26 protein-coding genes are annotated in these 25101 nt (G+C 56.3%); 16 read left to right on the top strand and 10 right to left on the bottom strand.

Translation table 11 applies throughout. The features are described from left to right. The first annotated feature begins 50 nt into the window (after nucleotides 1–50). From IWX87_RS09315 to IWX87_RS09335, 5 genes are all read left to right on the top strand, one after another. Entirely contained in the window at nucleotides 51–1568 is a 1518-nt protein-coding gene (locus IWX87_RS09315) for a helicase HerA-like C-terminal domain-containing protein (RefSeq protein WP_196863244.1), read from the top strand. A gap of 37 nt (nucleotides 1569–1605) precedes the next feature. Then, nucleotides 1606–2235, top strand: coding sequence for a uracil phosphoribosyltransferase (gene upp, locus IWX87_RS09320; protein ID WP_196863245.1), 630 nt, complete (start codon nucleotides 1606–1608; stop codon nucleotides 2233–2235). Between the two features lie 99 nt (nucleotides 2236–2334). Next, nucleotides 2335–3132, top strand: coding sequence for a leucyl/phenylalanyl-tRNA--protein transferase (gene aat / locus IWX87_RS09325; RefSeq protein ID WP_370583841.1), 798 nt, complete (start codon nucleotides 2335–2337; stop codon nucleotides 3130–3132). After that, nucleotides 3129–3887: an arginyltransferase gene (locus tag IWX87_RS09330; RefSeq protein WP_196863246.1), complete on the top strand. Its 759-nt coding sequence runs from the start codon at nucleotides 3129–3131 to the stop codon at nucleotides 3885–3887. The genes aat and IWX87_RS09330 overlap by 4 nt, the downstream gene beginning before the upstream one ends. Nucleotides 3888–3981: 94 nt before the next feature. Beyond that, on the top strand, nucleotides 3982–4761 hold the full coding sequence (locus tag IWX87_RS09335) for an IclR family transcriptional regulator (RefSeq protein WP_196863247.1): 780 nt from the start codon (nucleotides 3982–3984) through the stop codon (nucleotides 4759–4761). 133 nt (nucleotides 4762–4894) lie between these two features. Here the strand turns inward: IWX87_RS09335 and pbpG are convergent, their stop codons facing one another. From pbpG to IWX87_RS09365, 6 genes are all read right to left on the bottom strand, one after another. Continuing rightward, nucleotides 4895–5983 carry a D-alanyl-D-alanine endopeptidase gene (gene pbpG, locus IWX87_RS09340; RefSeq protein ID WP_196863248.1) on the bottom strand — a complete coding sequence of 363 codons (1089 nt, stop codon included), beginning with the start codon at nucleotides 5981–5983 and terminating at the stop codon, nucleotides 4895–4897. A gap of 193 nt (nucleotides 5984–6176) precedes the next feature. Continuing rightward, entirely contained in the window at nucleotides 6177–7715 is a 1539-nt protein-coding gene (locus IWX87_RS09345) for a 2-isopropylmalate synthase (RefSeq protein ID WP_196863249.1), read from the bottom strand. A 259-nt stretch (nucleotides 7716–7974) separates the two neighbouring features. Then, nucleotides 7975–8787 (bottom strand): CDP-diacylglycerol--serine O-phosphatidyltransferase, encoded by an 813-nt coding sequence (pssA, locus tag IWX87_RS09350; protein WP_196863250.1) that lies wholly within the window; start codon nucleotides 8785–8787, stop codon nucleotides 7975–7977. Nucleotides 8788–9022: 235 nt separating this feature from the next. Then, entirely contained in the window at nucleotides 9023–10039 is a 1017-nt protein-coding gene (ilvC, locus tag IWX87_RS09355; protein WP_196863251.1) for a ketol-acid reductoisomerase, read from the bottom strand. Between the two features lie 66 nt (nucleotides 10040–10105). Beyond that, nucleotides 10106–10597: an acetolactate synthase small subunit gene (gene ilvN / locus IWX87_RS09360; RefSeq protein ID WP_196863252.1), complete on the bottom strand. Its 492-nt coding sequence runs from the start codon at nucleotides 10595–10597 to the stop codon at nucleotides 10106–10108. 113 nt (nucleotides 10598–10710) lie between these two features. Continuing rightward, nucleotides 10711–12489, bottom strand: a complete 1779-nt coding sequence (locus tag IWX87_RS09365) for an acetolactate synthase 3 catalytic subunit (RefSeq protein ID WP_196863253.1) — start codon at nucleotides 12487–12489, stop codon at nucleotides 10711–10713. A gap of 326 nt (nucleotides 12490–12815) precedes the next feature. Here IWX87_RS09365 and IWX87_RS09370 point away from each other — a divergent pair, with 326 nt between their 5' ends. Further along, nucleotides 12816–13382: an RNA polymerase sigma factor gene (locus IWX87_RS09370; protein WP_196863308.1), complete on the top strand. Its 567-nt coding sequence runs from the start codon at nucleotides 12816–12818 to the stop codon at nucleotides 13380–13382. Then, on the top strand, nucleotides 13379–13828 hold the full coding sequence (locus IWX87_RS09375; RefSeq protein ID WP_196863254.1) for a DUF3619 family protein: 450 nt from the start codon (nucleotides 13379–13381) through the stop codon (nucleotides 13826–13828). Before IWX87_RS09370 ends, IWX87_RS09375 begins: the two co-directional genes overlap by 4 nt. Nucleotides 13829–13976: 148 nt before the next feature. Here IWX87_RS09375 and IWX87_RS19885 read toward each other — a convergent pair whose 3' ends face one another. Further along, complete coding sequence (locus IWX87_RS19885) at nucleotides 13977–14111, bottom strand: hypothetical protein (RefSeq protein WP_255532165.1); 135 nt, start codon at nucleotides 14109–14111, stop codon at nucleotides 13977–13979. Between IWX87_RS19885 and IWX87_RS09380 the strand changes: the two genes are divergently transcribed. The 4 genes from IWX87_RS09380 to IWX87_RS09395 all read left to right on the top strand — a co-directional run bounded on the left by IWX87_RS09380 (nucleotide 14053) and on the right by IWX87_RS09395 (nucleotide 16265). After that, nucleotides 14053–14577 (top strand): DUF3106 domain-containing protein, encoded by a 525-nt coding sequence (locus tag IWX87_RS09380; protein WP_231374711.1) that lies wholly within the window; start codon nucleotides 14053–14055, stop codon nucleotides 14575–14577. The genes IWX87_RS19885 and IWX87_RS09380 overlap by 59 nt on opposite strands. A gap of 119 nt (nucleotides 14578–14696) precedes the next feature. Continuing rightward, nucleotides 14697–15209, top strand: a complete 513-nt coding sequence (locus IWX87_RS09385) for an RDD family protein (RefSeq protein WP_280757853.1) — start codon at nucleotides 14697–14699, stop codon at nucleotides 15207–15209. A 43-nt stretch (nucleotides 15210–15252) separates the two neighbouring features. Next, nucleotides 15253–15657 carry a diacylglycerol kinase gene (locus IWX87_RS09390; protein WP_196863257.1) on the top strand — a complete coding sequence of 135 codons (405 nt, stop codon included), beginning with the start codon at nucleotides 15253–15255 and terminating at the stop codon, nucleotides 15655–15657. Nucleotides 15658–15674: 17 nt separating this feature from the next. Then, complete coding sequence (locus tag IWX87_RS09395) at nucleotides 15675–16265, top strand: TIGR00730 family Rossman fold protein (RefSeq protein ID WP_196863258.1); 591 nt, start codon at nucleotides 15675–15677, stop codon at nucleotides 16263–16265. A gap of 4 nt (nucleotides 16266–16269) precedes the next feature. Here the strand turns inward: IWX87_RS09395 and IWX87_RS09400 are convergent, their stop codons facing one another. Continuing rightward, entirely contained in the window at nucleotides 16270–16608 is a 339-nt protein-coding gene (locus IWX87_RS09400) for a P-II family nitrogen regulator (RefSeq protein ID WP_196863259.1), read from the bottom strand. Between the two features lie 86 nt (nucleotides 16609–16694). After that, entirely contained in the window at nucleotides 16695–18383 is a 1689-nt protein-coding gene (locus IWX87_RS09405; RefSeq protein WP_196863260.1) for an NAD+ synthase, read from the bottom strand. 35 nt (nucleotides 18384–18418) lie between these two features. On the opposite strand from IWX87_RS09405, the gene IWX87_RS09410 reads away from it, so the two are divergent. The 5 genes from IWX87_RS09410 (at nucleotide 18419) to IWX87_RS09430 (ending at nucleotide 23591) form a co-directional block, all read left to right on the top strand. Further along, complete coding sequence (locus IWX87_RS09410; RefSeq protein ID WP_196863261.1) at nucleotides 18419–19705, top strand: GNAT family N-acetyltransferase; 1287 nt, start codon at nucleotides 18419–18421, stop codon at nucleotides 19703–19705. Beyond that, complete coding sequence (locus tag IWX87_RS09415; RefSeq protein ID WP_196863262.1) at nucleotides 19702–20031, top strand: hypothetical protein; 330 nt, start codon at nucleotides 19702–19704, stop codon at nucleotides 20029–20031. The genes IWX87_RS09410 and IWX87_RS09415 overlap by 4 nt, the downstream gene beginning before the upstream one ends. Nucleotides 20032–20111: 80 nt before the next feature. Continuing rightward, nucleotides 20112–20912 (top strand): hypothetical protein, encoded by an 801-nt coding sequence (locus tag IWX87_RS09420; protein ID WP_231374700.1) that lies wholly within the window; start codon nucleotides 20112–20114, stop codon nucleotides 20910–20912. 421 nt (nucleotides 20913–21333) lie between these two features. After that, nucleotides 21334–22302: a cation diffusion facilitator family transporter gene (locus IWX87_RS09425; RefSeq protein ID WP_196863264.1), complete on the top strand. Its 969-nt coding sequence runs from the start codon at nucleotides 21334–21336 to the stop codon at nucleotides 22300–22302. A 131-nt stretch (nucleotides 22303–22433) separates the two neighbouring features. Further along, nucleotides 22434–23591: a YihY/virulence factor BrkB family protein gene (locus IWX87_RS09430; protein ID WP_196863265.1), complete on the top strand. Its 1158-nt coding sequence runs from the start codon at nucleotides 22434–22436 to the stop codon at nucleotides 23589–23591. Nucleotides 23592–23959: 368 nt separating this feature from the next. On the opposite strand, the gene IWX87_RS09435 is transcribed toward IWX87_RS09430, so the two are convergent. Then, on the bottom strand, nucleotides 23960–25057 hold the full coding sequence (locus IWX87_RS09435; protein WP_196863266.1) for a DUF6817 domain-containing protein: 1098 nt from the start codon (nucleotides 25055–25057) through the stop codon (nucleotides 23960–23962). Between the last annotated feature and the right edge of the window lie 44 nt (nucleotides 25058–25101).

Below are 25101 nucleotides of genomic sequence, written 5' to 3' on the forward strand. Positions count from 1 at the left end.
TACTTTTCGCTTGTGCAACTTTCACGCCGTTTTATCAGGAACTCCACATCATGGCCGAGCCGCTCCTCATTGCCAAAAATTCCCTGACTCAATGTGAGCTGCTGCCGGCACTGGCAAACCGGCATGGCCTGATCACCGGTGCCACTGGAACCGGCAAGACGGTTACCCTGCAGACACTGGCTGAAAGCTTTTCCAGAATCGGCGTACCGGTCTTCATGGCAGATGTAAAAGGCGATCTGACCGGCATAAGCCAGGCTGGCGTCATTGGTGAAAAACTGGCAAGTATTCTGAAAGAACGAGGGCTGGTGCCGCCCGGGCCGCTGGCATGTCCCGCCACGTTGTGGGATGTTTTTGGCGAGCAGGGCCATCCGGTGCGTGCTACGGTGTCCGACATGGGCCCCTTGCTGCTGGGCCGCATGCTCAACCTGAATGAAACGCAAGCCGGTGTGCTGAACCTGGTCTTCAAGATCGCCGATGACAACGGCCTGCTGCTGCTCGACCTCAAGGACCTGCGTGCCATGCTGCAGTACGTGGGAGACAACGCCAGCCAGTTCACCACCCAGTACGGCAATGTCAGTGCCGCCAGCGTCGGCGCAATTCAGCGCGGGCTGATGCAGATCGAAACCCAGGGCGGCGACAAATTCTTTGGTGAACCGTTGCTCAACATCAGCGACTTCATGCAGACCGACAGTGCAGGTCATGGCGTCATCAACATCCTGGCGGCTGACAAGCTGATGCATTCACCACGCCTGTACGCGACTTTTTTGCTGTGGATGCTGTCCGAGCTGTTTGAGCAGTTACCGGAAATCGGCGACCCGGACAAGCCCAAGCTGGTGTTCTTCTTTGACGAAGCACATTTGCTGTTCAACGATGCGCCCAAGGCACTGGTCGAACGCATTGAACTGGTGGTGCGTCTGGTTAGATCTAAAGGCGTTGGGATTTACTTCGTGACGCAAAACCCGATGGATATTCCGGATTCGGTGCTGGCACAGTTGGGCAACCGCGTACAGCATGCCTTGCGCGCCTACACGCCGCGCGACCAGAAAGCGGTCAAGGCTACAGCACAAACCATGCGGCAAAACCCAGGACTGGACATTGAAACCGCGATCACCGAACTGGCAGTGGGCGAGGCGCTGGTGAGTTTCCTCGACACCAAGGGCCGGCCCAGCGTTACCGAGCGCGTCTTTGTGCTGCCTCCGGGCAGCCAGCTTGGCCCGATCTCGCCGCAGCAACGCCAACAACTGCTTCAAGACTCGCTGGTAGCCGGTGTTTATGAAAAGGAAATCGACCGCATATCGGCCTACGAGATGCTGCAGGAGCGCGCCAATACAGCGGCCAGCCAGCCAGCTGCCTTGCCGAATGGCGGTGCGGCAGGCCAATCGGCGTCAGGCGGCATGCTGGGCGGCCTGAACGACATGCTGTTTGGCCGCACCGGTCCGCGCGGTGCAAAATATGACGGATTGGCGCAAAGCATGGCCAAGTCTGCCGTCCGCACCATGGGGTCGACGGTCGGGCGCGAGATTATCCGTGGTGTACTGGGAAGTCTGTTCGGCGGCAAAAAACGCTGACAATCGGTTCCCGACACCCTAAGAAAGCCGTCCCTTCATGAGCAATGTTCACCTTATCAACCACCCGCTGGTGCAGCACAAGCTGACGCTGATGCGCCGCAAGAACGCTTCGACCAGCACCTTTCGCACCCTGCTCAGCGAGTTGAGCAACCTGATGGCCTACGAAGTCACGCGCGACATGCCGCTGCAGGACATCCAGGTGGAAACGCCGCTGGAAACCATGACCAGCAAAATCATCGATGGCAAGAAGCTGGTTCTGGTGTCCATCTTGCGCGCCGGCAATGGTTTCCTCGATGGTTTCCTGAACGTCGTGCCTGGCGCCCGCGTGGGCCACATCGGCCTGTACAGAGACCCGAAAACCCTGGAGCCGGTTGAGTATTACTTCAAGATGCCGCAGGAAATGGAAGCGCGCGACATCGTCATTGTTGACCCGATGCTGGCCACAGGCAATTCGGCCATTTCGGCAGTGGCCAGGCTCAAACAACTTAAACCCAAGTCGATCAAGTTTGTGTGCCTGCTGACCTGCCCGGAAGGTGTGGCAGCCTTGCAAAAAGCCCATCCCGACGTGGCCATCTACACCGCAGCAATTGACCGGCAGCTTAATGAGCATGGTTACATCCTGCCGGGTTTGGGCGATGCCGGGGACCGTATTTTCGGAACCAAATAAGGCATTTACGCATATGGGTATTGATTAAGCAGCTATTTTTTTCATAGCATCGAAAATTGATGTTCTGACCGCTCCCGGCTATTTAACCTGAAGCTTTTCATGCCTTTTCCAAAGGAAACTTCCCAAGCCGTCATGCCTGCGCTGCCATGGCTTGGAGCTGGCCAGGATTTTCCCCCGTTGGAAAACGCTTGGTGCATAGCCGATCCGGCGCCCGGCCTGCTGGCGGCTGGGGAAACATTGGATGCCGCAACCTTGATTCGGGCTTATTCAGGCGGTATTTTTCCCTGGTTCAGCCTGGGGCAACCGGTGCTCTGGTGGAGTCCTGATCCGCGCATGGTGCTTCAAACGGCTGACTTCAAACTGCACCGGTCGCTGCGCAAACGCATTGTTCATTTCATCAACGATATCTGCTGTGAAATCAGGTTTGACACCGCCTTTGAGCGCGTCATCGGCGCTTGCGCCAGCAAAACCAGAATGGGCCAGTCGGGAACCTGGATTGTTTCGGAAATGGAACAGGCTTATGGCGAATTGCACCGCGCAGGACATGCCCACAGTGTAGAAACCTGGATCAATGGAGAACTTGCCGGTGGCTTGTACTGCGTCAACCTCGGCGGCATGGTTTTTGGCGAATCAATGTTTGCGCACCAGACCGATGCCTCCAAGATCGCCCTGGCCGCGCTGGTAGCTTTTTGCCGTGACAAGGGGATCACCATGATCGACTGCCAGCAGAACACCGGCCACCTTGCGTCACTGGGCGCGGTTGAAATAAGCCGCGCGACGTTTGCCGCTCACCTGCGCTGCCATGTGAATGAAAACACGCCCACATGGCATTTTGATTCTCTATACTGGCAAGAACTTTTGAAGGCAACAGCAATTGAGTTGCCCGCTACACCGTGACGCATCTCAAAGACCTGCCGCTTCACACCTTGCAGTTTTACGCAACTGCGCCCTACCCCTGCAGCTACCTGCCGGCCCGGCAGGCCCGTTCGCAGGTGGCAACACCCAGCCACCTGATCCACAACGATACCTATTCCGAACTGGTCACGCAAGGTTTCCGGCGCAGTGGCATGTTCACCTACCGGCCTTATTGCGATGGATGCCAAGCCTGCGTACCGCTTCGCGTGCCTGTCGACACCTTCGCGCCAGACCGAAGCCAGCGGCGTGCCTGGAAGCGTCATCAAACCCTTACAGCCGTCAGCCTCAAACTGTGTTTTTTGCCGGAACACTACCAGCTTTATCTGCGCTATCAGAACAGCCGGCACGCCGGCGGCGGCATGGACCATGACAGCATCGACCAGTACACCCAGTTCCTGCTGCAAAGCCGCGTCAATTCAAGACTGGTGGAGTTTCGAGAACCCATGACCAACGGCGAGGCCGGCGCACTCAAGATGATTTCAATTCTGGATGTGCTGGAAGACGGAATTTCAGCGGTATATACCTTTTATGAACCTGAAGCCGGCGCAGGCTATGGTAACTACGGTGTGCTCTGGCAGATCGATCAAGCCCGACAACTCGGCTTGCCGTTTGTCTACTTGGGTTACTGGATTGCCCAAAGTCCCAAGATGAGCTACAAGCTCAACTTCAGTCCCAGCCAAATATTACTAAACGGCAAATGGATTGATTCGCGAACCATCAATGCCAACGCTGTATAAGCAAAATACACAATTCAGCGGCTAAGCTTTGTGCTTATTCAACAATAATCAGGCAATTTTTCACAAGGTAAAATTTGCTGCAGAAAGCCTGCACATGATAAAACCCGATAGCGATCTTCCCGCCAAACCGACCGTACAGGTGATCGAACGCATCTTTACCCTGCTGGATATTCTGGCCCACCATGAAGAAGCGGTTTCCCTCAAGGAAATCAGCGAACAGTCCGGTCTTCATCCTTCCACGGCGCACCGCATTTTGAATGATCTGGCGTTGGGCCGTGTTGTGGAACGGCCGACAGCGGGAAACTACCGCTTGGGCATGCGTCTGCTCGAACTTGGCAACTTGGTCAAAGCGCGTCTCAATGTCCGGGATGCGGCCCTCATTCCCATGCGCGAGTTGCACAAATTGACACAGCAACCTGTGAACCTGAGCATGCGTCAGGGTGACGAAATTTTGTATGTAGAGCGCACTTACGGCGAACGATCGGGCATGCAGGTGGTACGCACGATAGGCGGTCGGGCGCCACTGCATTTGACGTCTGTAGGCAAACTTTTCCTCGCGTCCGACGATCCCCAGCGACTGGGCGCCTACGCCACACGGACGGGTTTGCCTGGGCAAACGCGCAACAGCATCACCGAATTGGGAGTGCTGGAACGCGAACTTTCCAAAGCCCGCCAGTACGGGTTTGCGCGCGACAACGAGGAACTGGAACTGGGGGTTCGCTGCATGGCGGCCGGCATTTATGACGACCAGAACAAGCTTGTGGCGGGCCTTTCGATTTCAGCGCCTGCTGACCGTCTGGACGACAACTGGCTGCCCAAACTGCAAGCCACAGCCAAGGAGATCTCGAAGGCGCTAGGCTATATTTCAAGATAAAAAAACGAATATTTCGCTTACTGCTGCAATGTTCTTTGCTATAAATACTATAGCAATATAAAGTACAGTATTTAACGATTTTTCTTGAAAATACACATCGGCAGGCTTTATCCGGCTAGGCAATCGCGAACCATTAACCGCTGGTGTGTTTGTCGGAAGCGCTAATCTTGATCTTTTGATCTGCCACCGGGTTGGTTTCGACCCAGCGCCGCACGCGCTCCGCATCGCCCAAGCGGCTCAGCTTGCCGGCCGAATCCAGAAACACCATAATCAACTTGCGGCCTGCGATTTTGGTCTGCATGACCAAGCACTGACCGGCTTCGTTGATGTAGCCTGTCTTTTGCAAACCGATGTCCCATTCCGGGTTTTTTACCAGTCGATTGGTATTGTTGTACTGAAGGGTCCGACTGCCAATCGCCACCTGATAACCCGGAGACGTCGTCAATTCACGGAGCACCGGGTCACCATGTGCTGCATTGACCAGCACAGCGAGGTCTTGGGCGCTGGACTGATTACGGCTGGAAAGTCCGGTAGGTTCAGCATAGCTGGTGTCGTTCATGCCCAACATCTTTGCCTTGGCGTTCATCAGACTGACAAAAGTCGCCATGCCACCAGGGTAGGTGCGACCAAGGGCATGTGCAGCCCGATTTTCGCTAGACATCAGCGCCAGGTGCAGCATTTCTCCGCGCGACAGCGTGGCGCCAACGCTAAGCCGCGAACGGCTGTGCTTTTCAGTGTCCACATCGTCCTGCGTTACAGTGATCATTTCCTCCATGGGGAGCCTGGCCCCGCTGATGATTACGCCTGTCATCAATTTGGTCAAAGACGCAATGGGCAGCACCGCATGTTCGTTCTTGCTGAACAGCACTTCGCGCGTGTCTTGATCAATCACCAGCGCCACGCTGGATTTCAGATCCAGCGGATCAATTGCGCTGTGCAGGCCAGCCATCTGGCCAAAAGAAGGAATGGCGGGGATGATGGCCTGAATAATCGAAGGACGCTTGGCACGAGTTACCTTGGAGCTTGCTTCGAAACGTACGTTTTTCCGGACTGATGTTATTTTTTTAAGAGCTTTCGATTTTTCGACATGTGGTTTCTTGACAATCGCCCGCTTGGATGACGATTTTGCCGATGCGGCGTGGGCTGTCGGTGCTACCAGAGCAAACGACAAAGCAAAAAATCCGACGATTTTTAGTGCGCGACTAAAAAGCTGTTTGGACATGGTGAATATGGCCTGTTTGGGTTGCGATGGATAGAAAGGCTGAAGTGTATAGAAATAGAAAAAGTCACGCAATATCAGGAGCTTGCGTGACTTTCTTAAATAACTACCAGAGTCTCTTGCTTAGACTGCCTTACAGAACATAAGGCTCGTGCTAAGCCCTTGAATCTAAAAGGTATTGTTAAAAATTAAGCACTTAACCCTGGGCAGCAACCTTGACAGCTTTACTTTGAAGTTTATTCAAAGCACTTAAATAAGCTTTGGCCGAGGCCACCACGATGTCAGGATCGGAGCCTGTTCCATTCACGACACGTCCGCTATTTTGTAAGCGCACTGTCACTTCACCCTGGCTTTCGGTTGAACCACTGATGGCATTTACCGAATAAAGTACCATTTCAGCACCGCTTTTGACATGGATTTCGATCGCCTTGAGCGATGCATCTACAGGGCCATTTCCATCGGATTGTCCTTTGACCTCTTTTCCGGCGACAGTAAAAACGACGCAAGCCTGAGGACGTTCCCCAGTTTCGCTGTGCTGTGACAGGGATACAAAACCATACTGCTCGTTACTGTGGGTAACGCTTTCATCGCTGACCAAAGCAAGAATGTCCTCGTCAAAAATATCACTCTTGCGGTCTGCGAGATCCTTGAATTTTACGAAGGCATTGTTGATATCGGTTTCGCTTTCCATAGCAACGCCAAGTTCCTGCAGGCGCTGCTTGAAGGCATTTCGTCCGCTCAGCTTGCCCAACACAATCTTGTTAGCCGACCAGCCCACATCTTCTGCACGCATGATTTCGTAAGTGTCGCGCGCCTTGAGCACACCGTCCTGATGAATACCAGAGGCATGGGCAAAAGCGTTGGCGCCAACAACCGCTTTGTTAGGCTGCACGACAAAACCGGTGGTCTGGCTCACCAGACGGCTGGCTGCAAGTATTTGCTGTGTATCGATTCCCAAGTCGAGATCAAAGTAATCCTTGCGTGTTTTGACCGCCATCACCACTTCTTCAAGTGAACAGTTGCCAGCGCGTTCGCCCAGGCCGTTGATGGTGCACTCCACCTGCCGGGCGCCGCCGATCTTCACGCCTGCAAGTGAGTTCGCAACGGCCATGCCCAAGTCGTTATGGCAGTGCACTGACCAGACCGCCTTGTCACTGTTGGGAATGCGCTCACGCAGGTTTTTTATGAAGTTGCCATACAACTCAGGAATTGCATAGCCCACGGTGTCAGGAACATTGATGGTGGTTGCACCTTCGTTGATGACTGCCTCAATTACGCGGCACAAAAAATCCGGATCGGAGCGATACCCGTCTTCGGGACTGAACTCGATGTCTGCCATGAGGTTGCGGGCAAACCGCACAGACATCTTCGCCTGTTCAAACACCTGGTCGGGGGTCATTCGCAGCTTTTTTTCCATGTGCAGGGCACTTGTCGCCAAAAAGAGATGCAAACGACCCGCATTCGCCGGCTTCAGCGCTTCGGCGGCCCGCGATATATCACGGTCGTTGGCACGAGCCAGCGAACAAATAGTGGAATCCTTGATCACTTCTGCAATGGCCTTGACACATTCAAAGTCCCCGTTCGAACTGGCCGCAAAACCAGCCTCGATCACATCAACCTTCAACCGTTCCAGTTGTCGTGCAATGCGCAGTTTTTCGTCACGGGTCATGGAAGCGCCAGGCGATTGCTCTCCGTCGCGCAAGGTGGTGTCGAAAATAATGAGTTTGTCAGTCATGGGAATTCTCTCGATTCGATGGGATTGGCAGGGTTGCAAAAGGGCAGCAAGGCTGAGGAAGAGCGTCAGGACATAACGTTAAGCAGGTTTTAATGACATTAAAGTGTCCGGTTATAAAAAACCAGCAACAAAAAAAACGGCCCGTTGCTGGTGCAAACGGGCCGTCGAATCAGGTGTACGCGTACGCTACCGTCTCCGCCCGTTGGCAGATAGCAGTAGTGCTAGCGAAGTATTTTTCATCAGTTCAATGTACCACAACTTATTTGTGCAGGCCGCGTTCGTCAGGTTCGTCGGTTGAGGTTGAAATCATACTGGTCTGCTGGCCATTCGCCTTGCGCCAGCCGTACAGCACATAACCCGACAATCCATAAATCACAAACAAACCGAATATTACTGTTGGAGGATCAATGTTGATGATGGCAATTCCAAGTGCGATCAGCACGATGACGAAAAAAGGAACGCTGTGCTTCATTTGCACATCCTTGAAGCTGTAGAAAGGCAAGTTGGTGACCATGGTCAGGCCGGCATACAGCAGCAATCCGAAGGTGATCCAGCGCACATCGTCGCCATCAATGCCCAAGTCGTTCATAAGCCAGATATACCCTGCCACCAGAGCGGCAGCCGCAGGAGAAGGCAAACCCTGAAAAAACCGCTTGTCGACCACTGCCGTGTTGACATTGAACCGTGCTAGCCGCAAAGCTGCGCAGGCGCAATAAACAAAAGCGCCAATCCAGCCCCAGCGACCAAGGCTGGTCAGTGCCCAGATATAAGCAATTAACGCGGGTGCTGCGCCAAACGAGACCATGTCTGACAGCGAATCCATCTGTTCACCAAAAGCGCTTTGGGTATTGGTCATTCGTGCTACCCGACCATCCAGACTGTCCAGCACCATGGCACAAAATACGCCGATGGCAGCCTGGTCAAACCGTCCGTTCATGGCCATGACAATGGCATAAAACCCGCCAAACAGCGCAGCCAGCGTAAACAAATTCGGCAGTATGTAAATGCCTTTGCGCCGTTTACGTGGTAAAACTTCGTTGGCTGTTGTCAGATTTTCATCGCCATCATGCATAAAAATTACTCCTCAGACGCGGCCGATACGCGCAAATAGCTATTGAATTCATAGTGCAGCAAGTTAGGGTTCCACACAAGAAATTGCATTGTGAACAATGCGTTCTCAGCATAGGGGTTCATATGGGTCGGGACAAATATCTATTTTCTGACCGCAGCAGTTTTCACCAACGCCATTGAAAAAGCCGCGCAATATTTTTGCGCGGCTTTTTAAAAAACCGTTGTGATCGAAATGATCAATTGCGCGTCTGGTCAACCAACTTGTTCTTGGCAATCCAAGGCATCATGGCGCGGAGTTTACCGCCCACTTGCTCGATCTGATGCTCGGCATTCAAACGACGGCGGCTGATCAAGGTTGGCGCGCCAGCAATATTTTCCAGCAGGAAGCTCTTGGCGTATTCCCCGGTCTGGATGTCCTTGAGGACAGCACGCATGGCGTTCTTGGTATCTTCGGTCACGATGCGCGGGCCGGTCACGTACTCGCCGTACTCGGCGTTGTTAGAGATCGAGTAGTTCATGTTGGCAATGCCGCCTTCGTAGATCAGGTCCACGATCAGCTTGAGCTCGTGCAAGCACTCAAAGTACGCCATTTCAGGCGCGTAACCGGCTTCCACCAGCGTTTCAAAGCCAGCCTTGATCAGTTCAACCGCACCGCCACACAAGACAGCCTGCTCGCCGAACAGGTCGGTTTCGGTTTCTTCACGGAAATTGGTTTCAATGATGCCCGCCTTGCCGCCGCCATTGGCCATGGCATAGCTCAAGGCCAGATCGCGGGCTTTGCCAGACTTGTCCTGATGCACGGCAACCAGGTGAGGAACACCGCCGCCCTGTGTATAGGTATTGCGTACGGTATGACCGGGCGCCTTGGGAGCAACCATCCAGACGTCAAGGTCATCGCGCGGAATCACGGCACCGTAATGCACGTTGAAACCGTGGGCAAATACCAACGATGCGCCCTGCTTGATGTTGGGTGCTACATCGTTTTTGTAAACCGAACCGATTTGCTCGTCAGGCAACAGAATCATCACCACGTCCGCAGATTTGACAGCATCAGCCACTTCGGCCACGTGCAGACCGGCTTTTTCAACCTTGGGCCACGAAGCGCCGCCTTTGCGAAGACCTACGACAACCTTGACACCGCTGTCATTCAGGTTCTGAGCATGAGCATGACCCTGGCTGCCGTATCCGATGATGGCGACGGTCTTGCCCTTGATCAGGCTTAAATCACAATCCTTATCGTAAAAAACTTTCATCTGTCGCTCCTAAATAATCAGCAAAAAAATAAAACTGCCAGATCCAATATTGGGATTCCAGCCATATCAGACCCTTAGAATTCGCTCGCCACGGCCTATGCCGCTTGAACCGGTTCTCACCGTCTCCAGGATGGCGCTGCGGTCGATTGCATCAAGGAACGCATCGTTCTTGGTTTGATCGCCCGTCAGTTCAATCGTGTAACTCTTCTCTGTCACGTCAATAATTCGCCCGCGAAATATATCAGCCATGCGCTTCATTTCTTCGCGCTCCTTGCCAACCGCACGCACCTTGACCATCATGAGTTCCCGCTCGGTGTAAGAACCTTCGGTCAGGTCAACGACCTTGACCACTTCGATCAGGCGGTTCAGGTGCTTGGTAATTTGCTCGATCACGTCATCCGAACCCGAGGTCTGGATGGTCATGCGAGACAACGTCGGATCTTCGGTTGGCGCGACAGTCAGGCTCTCGATGTTGTAACCGCGCGCCGAGAACAGGCCGACCACGCGGGAAAGAGCGCCCGGCTCGTTTTCCAGCAAAACTGCAATGATGTGTTTCATATAGATAGATTCCTCTTTTCGCTGCCCTCCCCTGCGCACGGTAATGCGCAGACTCGGCAGGCAATAGATTCGTCAGTTGACGGGGTGAATGAATAGGAGAAATTTCGATGCGATCAGAGATCTTCCGAACCCAGCAGCATTTCAGTGATGCCTTTGCCGGCCTTGACCATCGGAAACACGTTTTCCGTCGGATCGGTTCTAAAGTCCATGAACACGGTGCGGTCCTTGAGCTTGCGCGCTTCACGAAGCGCCGGCTCCACATCTCCTGGCTTTTCGATCAGCATGCCGACGTGGCCATAAGCTTCAGCGAGCTTGACGAAATTGGGCAGCGCGTCCATGTAGCTGCTGCTGTAGCGGCCGGAATATTCGATTTCCTGCCACTGACGCACCATGCCAAGGTAGCGGTTGTTGAGCGAAACGATCTTGATCGGCGTGTTGTACTGCAGGCAGGTTGAAAGTTCCTGAATGCACATCTGCACCGAGCCCTCGCCGGTAATGCAAAACACTTCCGAATCCGGCTTGGCGAGCTTGATGCCCATGGCGTAGGGAATACCAACACCCATGGTGCCCAGGCCTCCCGAGTTGATCCAGCGGCGTGGCTCGTCGAACTTGTAGTACTGGGCAGCCCACATTTGGTGCTGCCCGACATCGGACGTAATGTAAGTATCTGCGTCCTTGGTCATGTTCCAGAGCGTCTCAACCACATACTGCGGCTTGATGACATCGCCAGTGCCCATGCTGTACTTCATGCAATCCCGCGAGCGCCACGCATCAATCGTGCTCCACCAGCCGCCCAGCGCATCGGCATCAGGCTTGAGGCCCGACTCGCGAATCATGGCAATCAGTTCGGTCAGCACATCCTTGACATCACCCACAATGGGAATATCAACTTTCACACGCTTGGAAATGCTCGACGGGTCGATATCGATGTGAATGATCTTGCGTTCGTTTTGAGAAAAATGCTTGGGATTGCCGATCACGCGGTCGTCAAAACGTGCGCCGACAGCCAGTAAGACGTCGCAATTTTGCATGGCATTGTTGGCTTCGAGCGTCCCATGCATGCCGAGCATGCCCAGAAATTTCTTGTCACTGGCGGGGTAAGCTCCCAGGCCCATGAGCGTGTTGGTGCAGGGGTAGCCCAGCATGTCCACCAGGGTGCGCAACTCTTGCGATGCATTGCTGAGCAGTACGCCGCCACCGGTGTAGATATAGGGACGCTTTGCCGCCATCAGGAGATGAAGCGCCTTGCGAATCTGCCCGGCATGGCCTTTGCGAACCGGGTTGTAGGAACGCATCTCGACGGTTTTTGGATACCCGGTGTAAAGCGTTTTGTTGAACGAAACGTCTTTGGGCACATCGACCACCACCGGACCGGGGCGACCGGTGCGAGCTATATGAAAAGCTTTTTTCATGGTCTCAGCCATGTCACGCACGTCCTTGACCAGAAAATTGTGCTTCACGATGGGGCGGGTGATACCCACCGTGTCGCATTCTTGGAAGGCATCCAGGCCAATGGCAGCGGTCGGCACCTGGCCACTGATGATGACCATGGGAATGCTGTCCATATAGGCAGTTGCAATGCCGGTCACGGCATTGGTCAGGCCGGGACCCGAGGTAACCAAGGCCACGCCCACATCGCCAGTGGCGCGTGCATAGCCATCGGCGGCATGCACCGCAGCCTGCTCGTGACGCACCAGCACATGCTGAATGGAGTCCTGCTTGTAAAAAGCGTCGTAAATATGAAGAACCGCACCGCCAGGATAGCCCCAGATGTACTTGACACCTTCAGCTTGAAGCGATTTCACGAGGATTTCAGCGCCTCGCAGGTCTTGAGATTGAGTTTGAGCAGATGCTGCCGCGGCGGAAGCAATTTCCGCTTTTGTGATTTCCATGATGAACCTTTGTGAATTTCTCTAACGAAATACCTAGGGTGCCTCTTGGCTCGCTCTTGTGAAGCCGCGTCGAGACTTGAGGCCAAAACCATAAGCAGAAACATAATCTGCCGAGCCATGACCCGTTTGCCTTTTGATGTGCAGGCAGCATTATGGCATTGCGCGCGACTTGCCGACGTTTTTTAACCCGCCAATGTCCGAACAGGCAGTTCCGTAACAGGCGTAAACGCGATGCGATAATTTCACACTGGCTATCGGCCGAAGGCAACGCAGCGACACATCAAGTCCTTAGCGCTTTGAAAACGCTGGACAACAGGGACTCACAGTTGGCAACTGAACAAGAACTTTCCGATTTTTTGAAAAGCGTTGAAAAAAGAGCTTTCAAGCGGAGTATTTACCACGTCCGCGATGAAGAAGCAGCGCTTGACATCGTTCAGGACAGCATGATGAAACTGGCCCAGTACTACGGCGACAAGCCGGCGGCAGAACTGCCCATGCTGTTTCAGCGAATTCTTTCCAATACGACGCTGGACTGGTTTAGGCGCCGGAAGACGCGTAACGCCCTTTTTTCCAACTTGAGCGAGTTTTCTGTATCCGGAGAAGATGGAGATTTTGATCTTCTGGAAACTTTGGAGAGCCTGACCAACTCCGAAGGAACAGAAAGTGCGCAGGACGCCACTGAACGGGCGCAGATTTTGCGTGCAATCGAAGTTCAGATTCAGGCGTTACCGGATCGTCAACGGGAAGCCTTTCTGATGCGTTACTGGGAGGAAATGGATGTAGCTGAAACAGCCGCTGCCATGGGTTGCTCTGAAGGCAGCGTCAAAACTCACTGTTCTCGTGCAGTGCACGCTCTCAGCAAAGCGCTGAGCGCCAAAGGAATCAAACTATGAAAATTTCTTCAAAGAAAATATCTGTCAATCTGCAAGACAGATTTGGTATCAAAACCGCATCCTATCTCTCCGCCGGTTCGGCAGAATTGCCCCATGACATTTCCGAACGGTTGCGGTCGGCCCGCGTGCAGGCAGTTTCCAAGCGCAAGATTACCAGCACCCAAACCGCAGTCGGAGTGATGAACTCAGGGGGTAGCGCAGCGCTGACATGGGGGTCCACCAGCGAAGGATTGAGCTGGTGGAACCGAATTGGCTCAGTGCTGCCCTTGATTGCACTGGTCGTGGGCCTGTTGGCAATCAATTCGTTTCAAAGAGACAACCGGACTCAGGAACTGGCCGAAGTGGATGCGGCGCTGCTGACCGATGACTTGCCGCCGGCTGCATTTGCTGACTCGGGTTTTGTTCAGTTCCTAAAAATTGCACGCCAGTCAGACAGCTCCAAATGATGCTCCCTGCTGATTTTTCCCCGCAGTTATGCACCGGCGTTTTTAATGGGGCGATAGCGCACCCAACGGTGGCTCCTGTGCGTTCAGTTTTGTTGGGGCTGGCGGTTGTCATTGTGCTTGCATGGCCACCCACCGCTTCATCACAACTTCAACATCCATCACCTTCAGCCAGCAGTGGATCGACTTCAGGCAATACCTCGGCAACCGGCCCTTCCTGGTCCCAGTTGACGCCATCGCAACAGCAAGCACTGGCACCGCTGGCGTCGAGCTGGAACACCGGCATGAGCGATCCGCAAAAACGCAAGTGGCTGGAGATCTCAAAAAACTATGCTGCGTTCACCCCTCAGGCCCAAGCCACGCTGAACAGCCGCATGAATGAATGGGTTGCCCTCAGTCCCCAGCAGCGAGCACAGGCACGGTTGAATTTCGGCAAGACGCTGGAGTTGTCCAGACAGTTGACAGCCGAAGAGAAAAAAGCCAAATGGGACGCCTACCAAGCCTTGAGTACTGAAGAAAAACAAAAACTTGCTGCTTCCGCCAGCCCGAAGCCAAGTGGCGCAGCCACTGCCGTGAAGCCCGTGGCACCGCAAAAGCTGGCAACTGTTCCGGCACGGGCTGTCAGCCAGCAGGTTTTAACCCCTACACCTAGAATCAACCCTTTGCCTTCAGCTCCAGTGCCACAACCGACAGCCCCGCCTCTGCCTCTGCCTCTGCCTCTGCCTCTGCCAGCAAATAGCTCGGCACAATAGCGCCAAAGAAACGGCCACGCATAACAGGCCTTCCTTCTGGCCTATCGGCGCAGCGGCTTCCTGCGCGCATTCACTATTAAGTTATTTCCTTGATTGCAAAAGATATTCAAATACCGTCTATTCCAAGGCGCATGGCCTGCTGGATGTATGAAGGCATGCTCATGTTTGGCGTGGTGTTCATCGCAGGATATCTGTTCGGCACATTGAGCCAGACGCGCAATGCGCTGGACAACCGCCATCCATTACAGGCATTCGTGTTTGTGGTCTTTGCTGTCTACTTTGTCTGGTTCTGGGCCAAAGGCCAGACACTGGCCATGAAAACCTGGCATATTCGCGTCGTCGATACCAATGGGCAACCAATCACCCAGCAACGCGCACTGCTTCGTTACTTGCTCAGCTGGATGTGGTTTCTGCCGCCCTTGGCAGCAAGCTGGATGCTGGGAGTGTCGGCAACCAAAGGCGCCTTTCTGACCCTGGCCTGGGTGGTTATTTGGGCCATCCTGGCGCGCTTTCATCCGCAGCGGCAATTTTGGCATGATGCCTGGGCAGGCACCCGGTTGATCACCTCGATCACCCCACCCAAGGCCAAACCTTCGGCATCCGCCAAGGCGGTAGTTTCAAGGTCTACCTGAAGCCATTTGTCCTGAGTCATAGTGCGCTGCGAAAATCATCGTCATGCCTGAACAATTTCCTTTTTCCTCTCCTGCCAATCCCCAGAAAAGCCGCCGTGGCCTGAGCCGTATCTGGCATGCTGCCGGCTATTCTCTGGCCGGCTTGCGCACGGGGTGGAACGAAACGGCTTTCCGACAGGAGGCGCTGGCCTCAATGGTGCTTGTGCCGGCTGCATTCTGGTTGGGCCGCAGCTGGATGGAAATCGTCCTGCTGGCAGGAACCGTGATGCTGGTCATGATTGTCGAATTGCTCAACACTGGCATTGAAGCAGCCATCGACCGCATTGGGCCCGAATGGCATGAACTGTCCAAACGCGCCAAGGACACGGGCAGCGCCGCGGTACTGCTTTGCCTGCTGCTTTGCGCAGGCACCTGGACCTTGGCGCTGGCCAACCGATTTGGCATATGAATCTTGATATATCCAGTATGAACAATCCTTCTTTTTCCTTGTGCGTGTACTGCGGTTCGCGTTCCGGTAACAGCCCCGTATTTGCCGAACTGGCGCGGCAGGTTGGCACCTGGATTGGCCGTCATGGCGGCCAGCTGGTGTATGGCGGCGGTCACGCTGGTTTGATGGGCATCATGGCCGATGCAGCGCTCGCGGCTGACGCCCGGGTGATCGGCGTGATTCCAAAAGCGCTGGTCGAAAAAGAATGGGCGCACACGGGTTGCACAGAACTGCATGTGGTCGAAAACATGCACGAGCGCAAGCGCATCATGGCCGAGCATGCAGACGCTTTTCTGGCACTGCCTGGCGGCATCGGGACACTTGAAGAATTCTTTGAGGTCTGGACTTGGCGCCAACTCGGCTACCACGACAAGCCGGTCGGCCTGCTTAACCTGGACGGCTTTTACGACAGCCTGCTGACGTTTCTCGGATCAGCGGTCACCGACGGCTTCATGAATGAGTGGCAGATGGGACTGATTCGCACCGGCAGCGATGCAGATCAGCTGATGGCCGAACTGGTGCAGGCGGCTGGAACGGCCTTGCCGACAGTGCAGCTGGACCAGATCTGAGCGGTTAAATCGCTGTTTCGTCTTCTTCGCCGGTACGGATGCGCAACACACGCTCGACGCTGGTGACAAAAATCTTGCCGTCGCCGATCTTGCCAGTACGCGCCGCTCGCACAATGGCTTCCACGCAGCGATCAACATCGTCGGTCTTGACGACCACTTCGACTTTGACCTTGGGCAGGAAATCGACGACATACTCGGCGCCGCGATACAGCTCGGTATGGCCTTTCTGACGCCCAAAACCCTTGACTTCCGTAACGGTCAAACCGGTCACGCCGCATTCTGCAAGGGCTTCGCGCACTTCTTCGAGTTTGAAAGGCTTGAGGATGGCGGTAATTTGTTTCACAAAAAGTCTCTCTATAAGTCTGAAAACTGAAGGACAAAAAGCTGGCGGCTGTCGGCAATGTCACGAGGATGAATCGCGGCCAATCGTCATGCGCCAAACTTGCTGGTAATAGGATAACGCCAATCCTTGCCAAAACTCCGGTGGCTCACACGAATGCCTACGGGCGCTTGGCGCCGCTTGTATTCGTTAATACGGATGAGCCGTGCCACCCGCTCGACCACAGCCCGCTCAAAGCCAGCGTCCACAATGGCATCCACGCTCTGGTCGTTTTCCATGTAGCGTTTCAAAATGGCGTCAAGCACTTCGTAAGGCGGCAAACTGTCCTGGTCCGTCTGGTCGGCGCGCAGTTCGGCGCTGGGCGGGCGCGTGATGATGCGCTCGGGGATCGGCGCGCTGCATGTACCGTAGGGGTCGTTTTCGTTGCGCCATTGCGCCAGCCGGAACACTGTGGTTTTCAGCAGGTCCTTGATGACCGCAAAGCCGCCGGCCATGTCGCCATACAGGGTGCAATAGCCGGTGGCCATCTCGCTCTTGTTGCCGGTGGTCAGGACGATGGAGCCGAATTTGTTTGACAGCGCCATTAAGAAAACGCCGCGGATGCGCGCCTGGATGTTTTCCTCGGTGGTGTCCTCGGGCAGCCCCTTGAATTCGCCGGCCAGCGAGGCTTTGAAGGCTTCAAATTCGGGAATGATCGAGATTTCGTCGTAACGTACGCCCATGCGTTCGGCCATGTCACGCGCATCGATCCAGGAAATATCGGCCGTGTAGGGGGATGGCATCATCACCGTGCGCACCTTGTCTGGCCCCAGCGCATCAACCGCAATGGCCAGCACCAGAGCCGAATCGATGCCGCCCGACAGCCCCAGAATCGCGCCGGGAAAGCCGTTCTTGCCAAGATAGTCGCGCACGCCCAGCACCAGTGCATCCCACAGGTCGGCCTCGGGGCTGCGCAAGGGCACGCTTTCTGCTACCATTTCAATAGCGCCTTGCACCCGTCCCGCCTGCGCAAAGAACAGTTTTTCCTTGAAACTCTCGGCGCGGCCGGCAAGCGAGCCATCGGCCTGCAGGGCAAACGAATGGCCTTCAAAAACGATTTCGTCCTGTCCGCCAACCAGGTGTGCGTACACCAGCGGCAGACCGGTCGCCAGGCAGCGTCCGCGCATCATCAGTTCGCGCTCGCTGCCTTTGCCAACGTGGAACGGCGAAGCATTGATCACCACCAGCAACTCGGCACCGGCCTGCCTGGCCAGTCGCGCCGGTTCCTCGAACCAAGCGTCTTCGCAGATCAACAGGCCGATGCTGACAGCACCAACCCCTTCTCCGGCCTGAAATACGCAGGTGCCTTGTCCTGGCGTGAAATAGCGGCGCTCGTCGAACACCTGGTAGTTGGGCAGTTCGCGCTTGGCATAGGTATCAATGACGCGGCCTTCGCGCAATACCCGGGCGGCATTATGACGTTGCTGCACCGCCACGCTGCGGGTGCGCAGGCCGAGTCCGCTGTCGCCGTGCGTGGGCGTGCCGACCACGACAGTCAGGCCTTTTAACCCGGCCAGTTCACGGGCCACGAGATTCACGGCATCATCACAGGCTTGGATAAACGATGTCCGCAAAAACAGGTCTTCGGCTGCATACCCGCATATTGCCATTTCCGGCGTCAGTACCAGCCGGGCACCCTGTTGGTAGGCGGTGCGGGCAGCGGCGATAATTTTTTGCGCATTGCCCGTCATGTCGCCGACACAGTAGTTCAATTGGGCAACGCAGATTTTGAGTGACATGTGGAAACCGAACCCTGAAAAACGCCAAGAAACACGTGAAAAAAAACTCAAACGATTATGTCATTCGCATTCTGGATTCGCCGCTGGCTGTGAATGCCGGTGAGTGGAATGGTTTACTGGCCGCACAAAGCCCGGCCGGCATCCTGAACCCTTTTATGCGCCACGAGTACCTGGCCGCGCTGCACACCAGCGGCAGCGCTACACCGAAAACCGGCTGGACGCCCCGCTTTGTCACACTCTGGCAGGGCGACACGCTGGTAGGCGCCTGCGCCCTGTATCTCAAGGCGCATTCCTATGGCGAATATGTTTTTGATTGGGCCTGGGCCAATGCCTATGCACAAAACGGCCTGGACTATTACCCCAAGGCACTGATCGCCGTGCCGTTCACGCCGGTTCCCGGCGCACGGCTGCTGGCACGCGATGCGGCGGAGCGAGCGCTGCTGGTCAAGGCACTGGTGGCCTGGTGCGATGAGGAAAAACTGTCTTCCATGCATGTGTTGTTTGCCGACGAAGACGATGTGAAGGCCTGCGAGGACGCAGGGTTGATGCTGCGTCACACGGTGCAGTTTCACTGGACTGCCCCGCCTACCGGCTACCGCGACTTCGACGACTTCCTGATGACACTGAGCCAGGAAAAGCGCAAGAAAATCCGCCAGGAACGCCGCAAGGTGCGGGACGCGGGCATCACTTTTCGCTGGTCGCTGGGAGCGCAGATTTCAAGCGCCGACTGGGATTTCTTCTACCTCTGTTATGAACGCACCTACCTGGAACATGGCAATGCGCCTTATCTGAGCCGCGACTTCTTTCATTGCATGGAGCGCAGCATGCCGGAGAACTGGCTGCTCTTCGTGGCAGAACATGATGGCGCCGCCATTGCTACGAGTTTGATAGCAGTCAACTACTGCCCTGACTGCGCAAGCGGAACTTTTGATGCGAAAAATCTCACATCGGCAAAAGACAGCATGGAGAATCCGCTTTTTCAGGGGCTGACCGCTTATGGGCGTTACTGGGGCGCATTGGCACGGGTCGACTGCCTGCACTTCGAGGCGTGCTATTACCAGCCCATCGAATGGTGCATTGCGCATGGCTTTCAAAGTTTTGAAGGCGGCGCCCAGGGCGAGCACAAGATGGCGCGCGCGCTCCTTCCCGTCAAGACCACCAGCGCACACTGGCTGGCGCACCCGTCTTTTGCCGACGCCGTCGAACGTTTCCTGGAACGCGAAGGTGCGGGCATCGACCATTACCTGGAAGACCTTGAGCGGCGCAGCCCCTTCAAGGCACACGCTCCTCAGCCCCCTTCTGATTCGAGAATGCCCTCATGAGTGAAAAAACTGCCCCCTACACCCTCCGGATGGTGGACGCCACCGGCATCAGCGCTGCCGAACGCAGCGCTGCCGAACTGCGTTTTCGCATGGCGCTGGAAGATGGCGTCGGCGGCCGCGAACTGGTTGTGCCCACGCTGCAGGCCTGCATGCTGGCGCGGTCACTCACCGGCCAGCTGACGCCCGAAGAACTGGCGCATGCCGACCATGATGCAGAGCGCGAAGTGATCGCGCTGTGGGAAAGCGCCGAGGACCAGGCCATCATGACAGCCCTGAAACCACTGAGCCGCGACACGGGCAATGCACGTTTCGAAATCAGCCTCTGAACATCAGTGATGCACTTTTACCGCTTCTTTATCGATAGCTGCTTATGCCCGCGCGGATTGCGCAAAACGCTTTTCTGACCATGAATTGCGTGTCCAGCCCCGAAAATTCTTTGCCCGCAGCAATCGCGCCTTTGGCAGAAGCTGTCGTTCAACCGGTCATCCCGCTTGGCCGCACCCATGCCCGGCGGCTGCGCGAGATTTACCGCTCGGCTGGCTGGCCCTGCCAGGACATGGTCGAGATCGAACTGCTGGCCGGCGGCATGCTGGAGCGCGTCGCCGGTCCAGCCGGCCACGAAACCCTGCGCGTGAGTGATGCGGGCGTTGCCTGGCTGGCGGCCACATTGGCCGTCAACCGCTCGTCCCTGTCGGCGCATGAAGCGCTGGTGGAACGCGTGGCTTGCGAAATGGTGCGCGCCGGCCGCATCGCCTGGCGTACCCTGAGCCTACGAGCGCAACTGCCACCAGCCGCAGAAGGCGAAAAGGCCCGATGGTGCATGGTGCGGCCTGACGTGTTCTCAATCCGCAACACCACAGTCGAGACCTACCTGGAGCCAATCGTTCACGAGATCAAGGTCAAGCGCTCGGACCTGCTCGGTGACTTGCGCCGGCCCGACAAGCGAGGCGCCTACCTCGACCTGGGCGGCGAATGCTGGTACGTGCTGGGCTGCGACGCCAAAGGCCGGCCGATTGGCGCAGCCGATGAAATTCCTGTCGAATGCGGCGTGATGCAGCTTGAAAACGACCGTCTGGTGGTGAGCCGGGCCGCACCGCGACGTGCAAGGCAAAACCTGCCGCTGGGCGTTTGGATGGCGCTGGCCAAGGCAACGCCAGTGGCTGGAGTGAACGATGGCGTGCAGGGCCTGCTTGGCGAGTGCGGCTAGGGCGCAAACCGAGGTGGACCCGGTCATTCGGCCCAGTTAACAAGTTTTTCAAGTGGCTTGTGCGGTATCAGCTGCCTTGGCCCACGGCGCTTGCATTTGGCTGAAGATTTGCGTGCAGCGTATTTTCAATAGCCAAACCTGGCGGCCCCGTACGATGGAGAGTTTGCGAAAAAGTGCGTATTGATCCTATTTTCTGTCACGGCCTGAATTTTGCCGAGTTGGGTGCCCATGCATCAATGTCCATGCGGCCTGGAAGCGCAAGATTGGCGGCAGTCCCCAATCAGGGCAAGTAGTGCGCTTTGCGCAATTCTCAGGCAACCTTAAGCAACAGCGGCCAGAATCTGGATTTGACTGGCGCCACAAGGCAATCTTTGCATCTCGATTCCGGGCATGCGTTCGCTGCCCTGCAAGAACAACTCCCATGAACTTCAACGACCTCGCCGACGATCCCGAAGACGCTCAACACACCCCGGCCGAGCGCGCGACAGCCGCTTCACGCAGCACCTGGGTCAGCGTGGCGGTCAACATCGTCCTGTCCGCTGCTCAGATTGGTGTTGGCATCCTGTCGAAATCCCAGGCACTGGTAGCAGACGGCATACATTCGCTGTCTGACCTGGTCTCTGATTTCGTGGTGCTATTTGCCGGACACCATAGCAAAAAGGATGCAGATACCGACCACCCGTATGGCCACCAGCGCTTTGAAACCGCCGCATCGTTGGCGCTGGGTGTGATTCTGCTGGCCGTGGGCGGCGGCATGCTGTCGTCGGCGGTGGGCAAGCTGCAGTCGCCAGAGACCGTGCCGCAGGTGCATGCCAGCGCGCTATGGGTCGTGGGTGGTGCCCTGATTGCCAAGGAATCCCTGTTTCGCTACATGCTGGCTGTGGCCAAGCGCGTCAAGTCAAGCATGCTGGTGGCCAATGCCTGGCATGCACGGTCGGACGCAGCTTCGTCGCTGGTCGTGGGCATCGGCATCATTGGAAACCTGGCGGGCTACCCGATACTCGATCCGATTGCAGCGCTGATTGTCGGCTTCATGGTCGCCAAAATGGGCTGGAGCTTTGGCTGGGACGCCATGCACGACCTGATGGACCGCGCCGTGAACGAGCAGGAAGTCGAGGCAATTCGGCGTACGCTGGTGGAAACACCCGGCGTCAGGAATGTGCATGACGTGCGCACCCGCAAGATGGGCGACATGATCGTGGTCGATGCGCATATCGAGGTTGATGCACTGATCACGGTGGAAGCCGGCCATGACATTGCCGTCAGAGCGCAGCAGCGCGTGCTCCAGCGACACCGGGTGCTGAACCTGATGACACACGTAGACCCCTGGCGCCGTCCCGACCGGGACCATGGGCCGCCAATTCAATCTGCGCCTGTCGTCACGCCTTGAGCGCGGTCGAAGGCGATGCTCAGTCGCCCGCCGCCTACAGCATCCGTGAGTTCAGGCCGACGATGGCACTGGCAGGCACTTGGCAAACTGGTCGGGAAAATGCACTTGATATTTCAAGGCCACTAAAAACCATGAACCTTCAACATTTCTATCAGCTTGCCAAAAAATCTGTCGTCGCCTGGATCGACGATTACGCGCCCAGCATGGGTGCAGCCATTTCCTACTACACGGTATTTTCGATTGCACCGCTGATGATCATCGTGATTGCAGTGGCCGGCTTTGTCTGGGGACGCGAAGCCGTCCAGGGTGAAATCGTCGGCCAGTTGTCCGGCCTGATCGGCAAGGAAGGTGCCCAGGGCATTCAGGCATTGATCGAAAGCGCCAGTCAGCCCACGCAGGGGCTGGTTGCCACGGCTATCAGCATCGTGGTGCTGGTGATCGGTGCGACCACGGTTTTTGCCGAATTGCAAAGTGCCCTGGACCGGATCTGGCAGGCGCCCAAGGCACCCCAGGTGTCAGGCATCTGGGCCATCGTTCGCAGCCGCTTGCTGTCACTCGGTTTCATTTTGGGTCTGGGCTTTTTGCTGCTGGTGTCGCTGGTCAGCGGCGCTGCCCTGGCTGCTTTTGGCAGCTGGATCGGCAGGCTGCTGCCCGGCTGGGAAAACCTGCTTTTCGTCATCAACATCGTGTTTTCCATCGGCATTGCGACGGTCTTGTTTGCGATGATTTTCAAGGTCATGCCGCAGGTCAAGGTGGGATGGCGTGACGTATGGACAGGGGCATTGGTCACTGCCGTACTGTTCGAGGTGGGCAAGTGGCTGATCAGCCTGTACATCGGCAAAAGCAGCATCACCTCCTCCTTCGCTGCCGCAGGCTCGCTGGTGGTACTGCTGGTGTGGGTGTATTACTCGGCTCAGATTTTCCTGCTCGGCGCTGAATTCACCTGGGTATTTGCCAATGAACATGGTTCGCTGGCCGGTCAGCAAAAGCCAGAAACCGGCACCCTTGCGGCGCGATCTTCTGACTCAGCCAGCCGGCAGGACCAGAATCATCAGCCAGCCAGTAATTTGCCTGACCTGCCCTTGCGGGACGATCTGGTCGTCATCGGCCCGCTTTCGTCCCGCCCTGCCCCGGTCGACAGCGCGTTCAGCCCGAAAGCGCCGCGCCCTGTCAGCCTGAAGGAACGGGCCGTTGTGTACGCGGGCAGTGCGGCTGCCTACCTGGCGTTGCGCTTGTTGTTCAAGCGCAAAGGGAAAGGCCGAAAACGCACCGGCTTGCCTGGCGCCTGACGGAAAAAATCCATGGCGCCAAGAAAACCTTCAGTCGTTCTGTGTGTTCAGGCCGCAGTGTTAAAAATCCGGGATTCACCCACGGCCTGCCGGCGCAAAAACGGGTCCACTGGAAGCGAGGCATTCATGAAGTGCGAAGTGGGCTGGCAGCATGCTGGCCTTCATTGAACGCATTGGTGCCGGTCTCCAAACTGTTTTTTGTTATTAAACAGGCGGCACGCGCTTGTGTCCATTGCCTGAGCAGCTATGAATCCTGTAGCAAAATCTGTAGCTCACTTTGCGCGCCGCCTGGTAAAGCAAGCATTATTTGACCCATGGCTCGCAGTTGGACTTGTCTGCACATGCAACCGGTGCAGGCGGCCACCAGGTCAATGACTGGCAGCGCGCAATGCCAGGTTGTTGAGCTTGTCCAGACGTTCCGGCCAGTTTCGTGTCTGCGCGCCCTGCAGCAGGATGCGGCCCCAGGCCAGCCAAGCATCCCAGCCAATGCGCTTGTCCCATGACGTTCCCCAACATGCCAGCATCTGCAGCCCGCTGGCGGCGGCGGCTTCGGCGCGCTCAAATTCACCGACCGTCAGGTACAACTGTGCCAGCACGATCTGTGGCTCGCCGACCCACGGATTGAGCGCCACAGCCTGTTCGAGCACCGCGGTTGCCGCGTCGGCATCCACCAGCGGCTGGTCCTGCTGAATCACCGACCAGTACAGCGACAGGGCTGCCGCTTCGTCACGCGGTGTCAACAGGTTGCGGCATTGGTCAAACACCGGCGGCATGGGCAGCAGGCCTTCGAGGGCCGGATGGCGAAGCGCTGCGCCAAGTTGGGCTGCCTGCGTGACCATGCGAGACGTTGGCCGCATCGGACCAGGCCAAAGCGACGCCGCCCAATGCACTGGCGCCGCCAGCGTGTTGCGGTGGTCGGGGTATCGCGAAAAGATGTCGTCCTGCCAGCTGTACCACTGCTCGGCGGTGTCAGCCATGGTGAGAACAGTGAAGGCCGCCACTTCTTCGGGCGCCAGCCGCTGCGCCTGTCCATCGCCCTGAAGCAGCAGGCTGCCATCGGCCGCCATGCCGCCTTGAAGCACAGCCTGCACAAAGCGGGTCCGCGACATGGTGCAAAACAGATGCACCAAGCGCTCCGCTTCTTCGCCGATCAATTCGCGCACACGGGCGCGCTCGCTGGCCGGGTCAAACTTCACCAGGTCAACATAGGCGTTGCCGTACACGCTATGCAGCAGACCCAGCATCCGCACATGCACCGGTTGCTGCCAGAGCGTCAGAGTGCGTGCCACGCCCTGCAAATGATGGCGAAAGGTGCCGGCCTTGTGCCAGTCCTGGCCCACATTGCGCGCCAGCACGGTGGGCACCACAGGACCCAGGTCGACATCGTGGGTCAGCCATTCTTCGTCAAGCAGTGTCACGGCTCGTTCAAACAGGGTGTTGTCAAGGGAATGAAATTCAGGATTCATTGGTTCTCCATGGTGGAAACAGTCGGTTTTCAGGCCCCGCGCGA

Origin of the sequence: Polaromonas sp. CG_9.7 (assembly GCF_015752205.1) — a bacterium.
Lineage (GTDB): Bacteria > Pseudomonadota > Gammaproteobacteria > Burkholderiales > Burkholderiaceae_C > Polaromonas.

Coding starts and splice junctions, on each gene's coding strand:
- IWX87_RS09430 (WP_196863265.1), top strand. CDS start 22,434: ATGAACCTTCAACATTTCTATCAGCTTGCCAAAAAATCTGTCGTCGCC.
- IWX87_RS09395 (WP_196863258.1), top strand. CDS start 15,675: ATGAACAATCCTTCTTTTTCCTTGTGCGTGTACTGCGGTTCGCGTTCC.
- IWX87_RS09335 (WP_196863247.1), top strand. CDS start 3,982: ATGATAAAACCCGATAGCGATCTTCCCGCCAAACCGACCGTACAGGTG.
- IWX87_RS09315 (WP_196863244.1), top strand. CDS start 51: ATGGCCGAGCCGCTCCTCATTGCCAAAAATTCCCTGACTCAATGTGAG.
- IWX87_RS09345 (WP_196863249.1), bottom strand. CDS start 7,715: ATGACTGACAAACTCATTATTTTCGACACCACCTTGCGCGACGGAGAG.
- IWX87_RS09425 (WP_196863264.1), top strand. CDS start 21,334: ATGAACTTCAACGACCTCGCCGACGATCCCGAAGACGCTCAACACACC.
- ilvN (WP_196863252.1), bottom strand. CDS start 10,597: ATGAAACACATCATTGCAGTTTTGCTGGAAAACGAGCCGGGCGCTCTT.
- IWX87_RS09420 (WP_231374700.1), top strand. CDS start 20,112: ATGAATTGCGTGTCCAGCCCCGAAAATTCTTTGCCCGCAGCAATCGCG.
- aat (WP_370583841.1), top strand. CDS start 2,335: ATGCCTTTTCCAAAGGAAACTTCCCAAGCCGTCATGCCTGCGCTGCCA.
- IWX87_RS09415 (WP_196863262.1), top strand. CDS start 19,702: ATGAGTGAAAAAACTGCCCCCTACACCCTCCGGATGGTGGACGCCACC.
- IWX87_RS09365 (WP_196863253.1), bottom strand. CDS start 12,489: ATGGAAATCACAAAAGCGGAAATTGCTTCCGCCGCGGCAGCATCTGCT.
- upp (WP_196863245.1), top strand. CDS start 1,606: ATGAGCAATGTTCACCTTATCAACCACCCGCTGGTGCAGCACAAGCTG.
- IWX87_RS09405 (WP_196863260.1), bottom strand. CDS start 18,383: ATGTCACTCAAAATCTGCGTTGCCCAATTGAACTACTGTGTCGGCGAC.
- IWX87_RS09375 (WP_196863254.1), top strand. CDS start 13,379: ATGAAAATTTCTTCAAAGAAAATATCTGTCAATCTGCAAGACAGATTT.
- ilvC (WP_196863251.1), bottom strand. CDS start 10,039: ATGAAAGTTTTTTACGATAAGGATTGTGATTTAAGCCTGATCAAGGGC.
- IWX87_RS09435 (WP_196863266.1), bottom strand. CDS start 25,057: ATGAATCCTGAATTTCATTCCCTTGACAACACCCTGTTTGAACGAGCC.
- pssA (WP_196863250.1), bottom strand. CDS start 8,787: ATGCATGATGGCGATGAAAATCTGACAACAGCCAACGAAGTTTTACCA.
- IWX87_RS09390 (WP_196863257.1), top strand. CDS start 15,253: ATGCCTGAACAATTTCCTTTTTCCTCTCCTGCCAATCCCCAGAAAAGC.
- IWX87_RS19885 (WP_255532165.1), bottom strand. CDS start 14,111: ATGCCGGTGTTCCAGCTCGACGCCAGCGGTGCCAGTGCTTGCTGTTGC.
- pbpG (WP_196863248.1), bottom strand. CDS start 5,983: ATGTCCAAACAGCTTTTTAGTCGCGCACTAAAAATCGTCGGATTTTTT.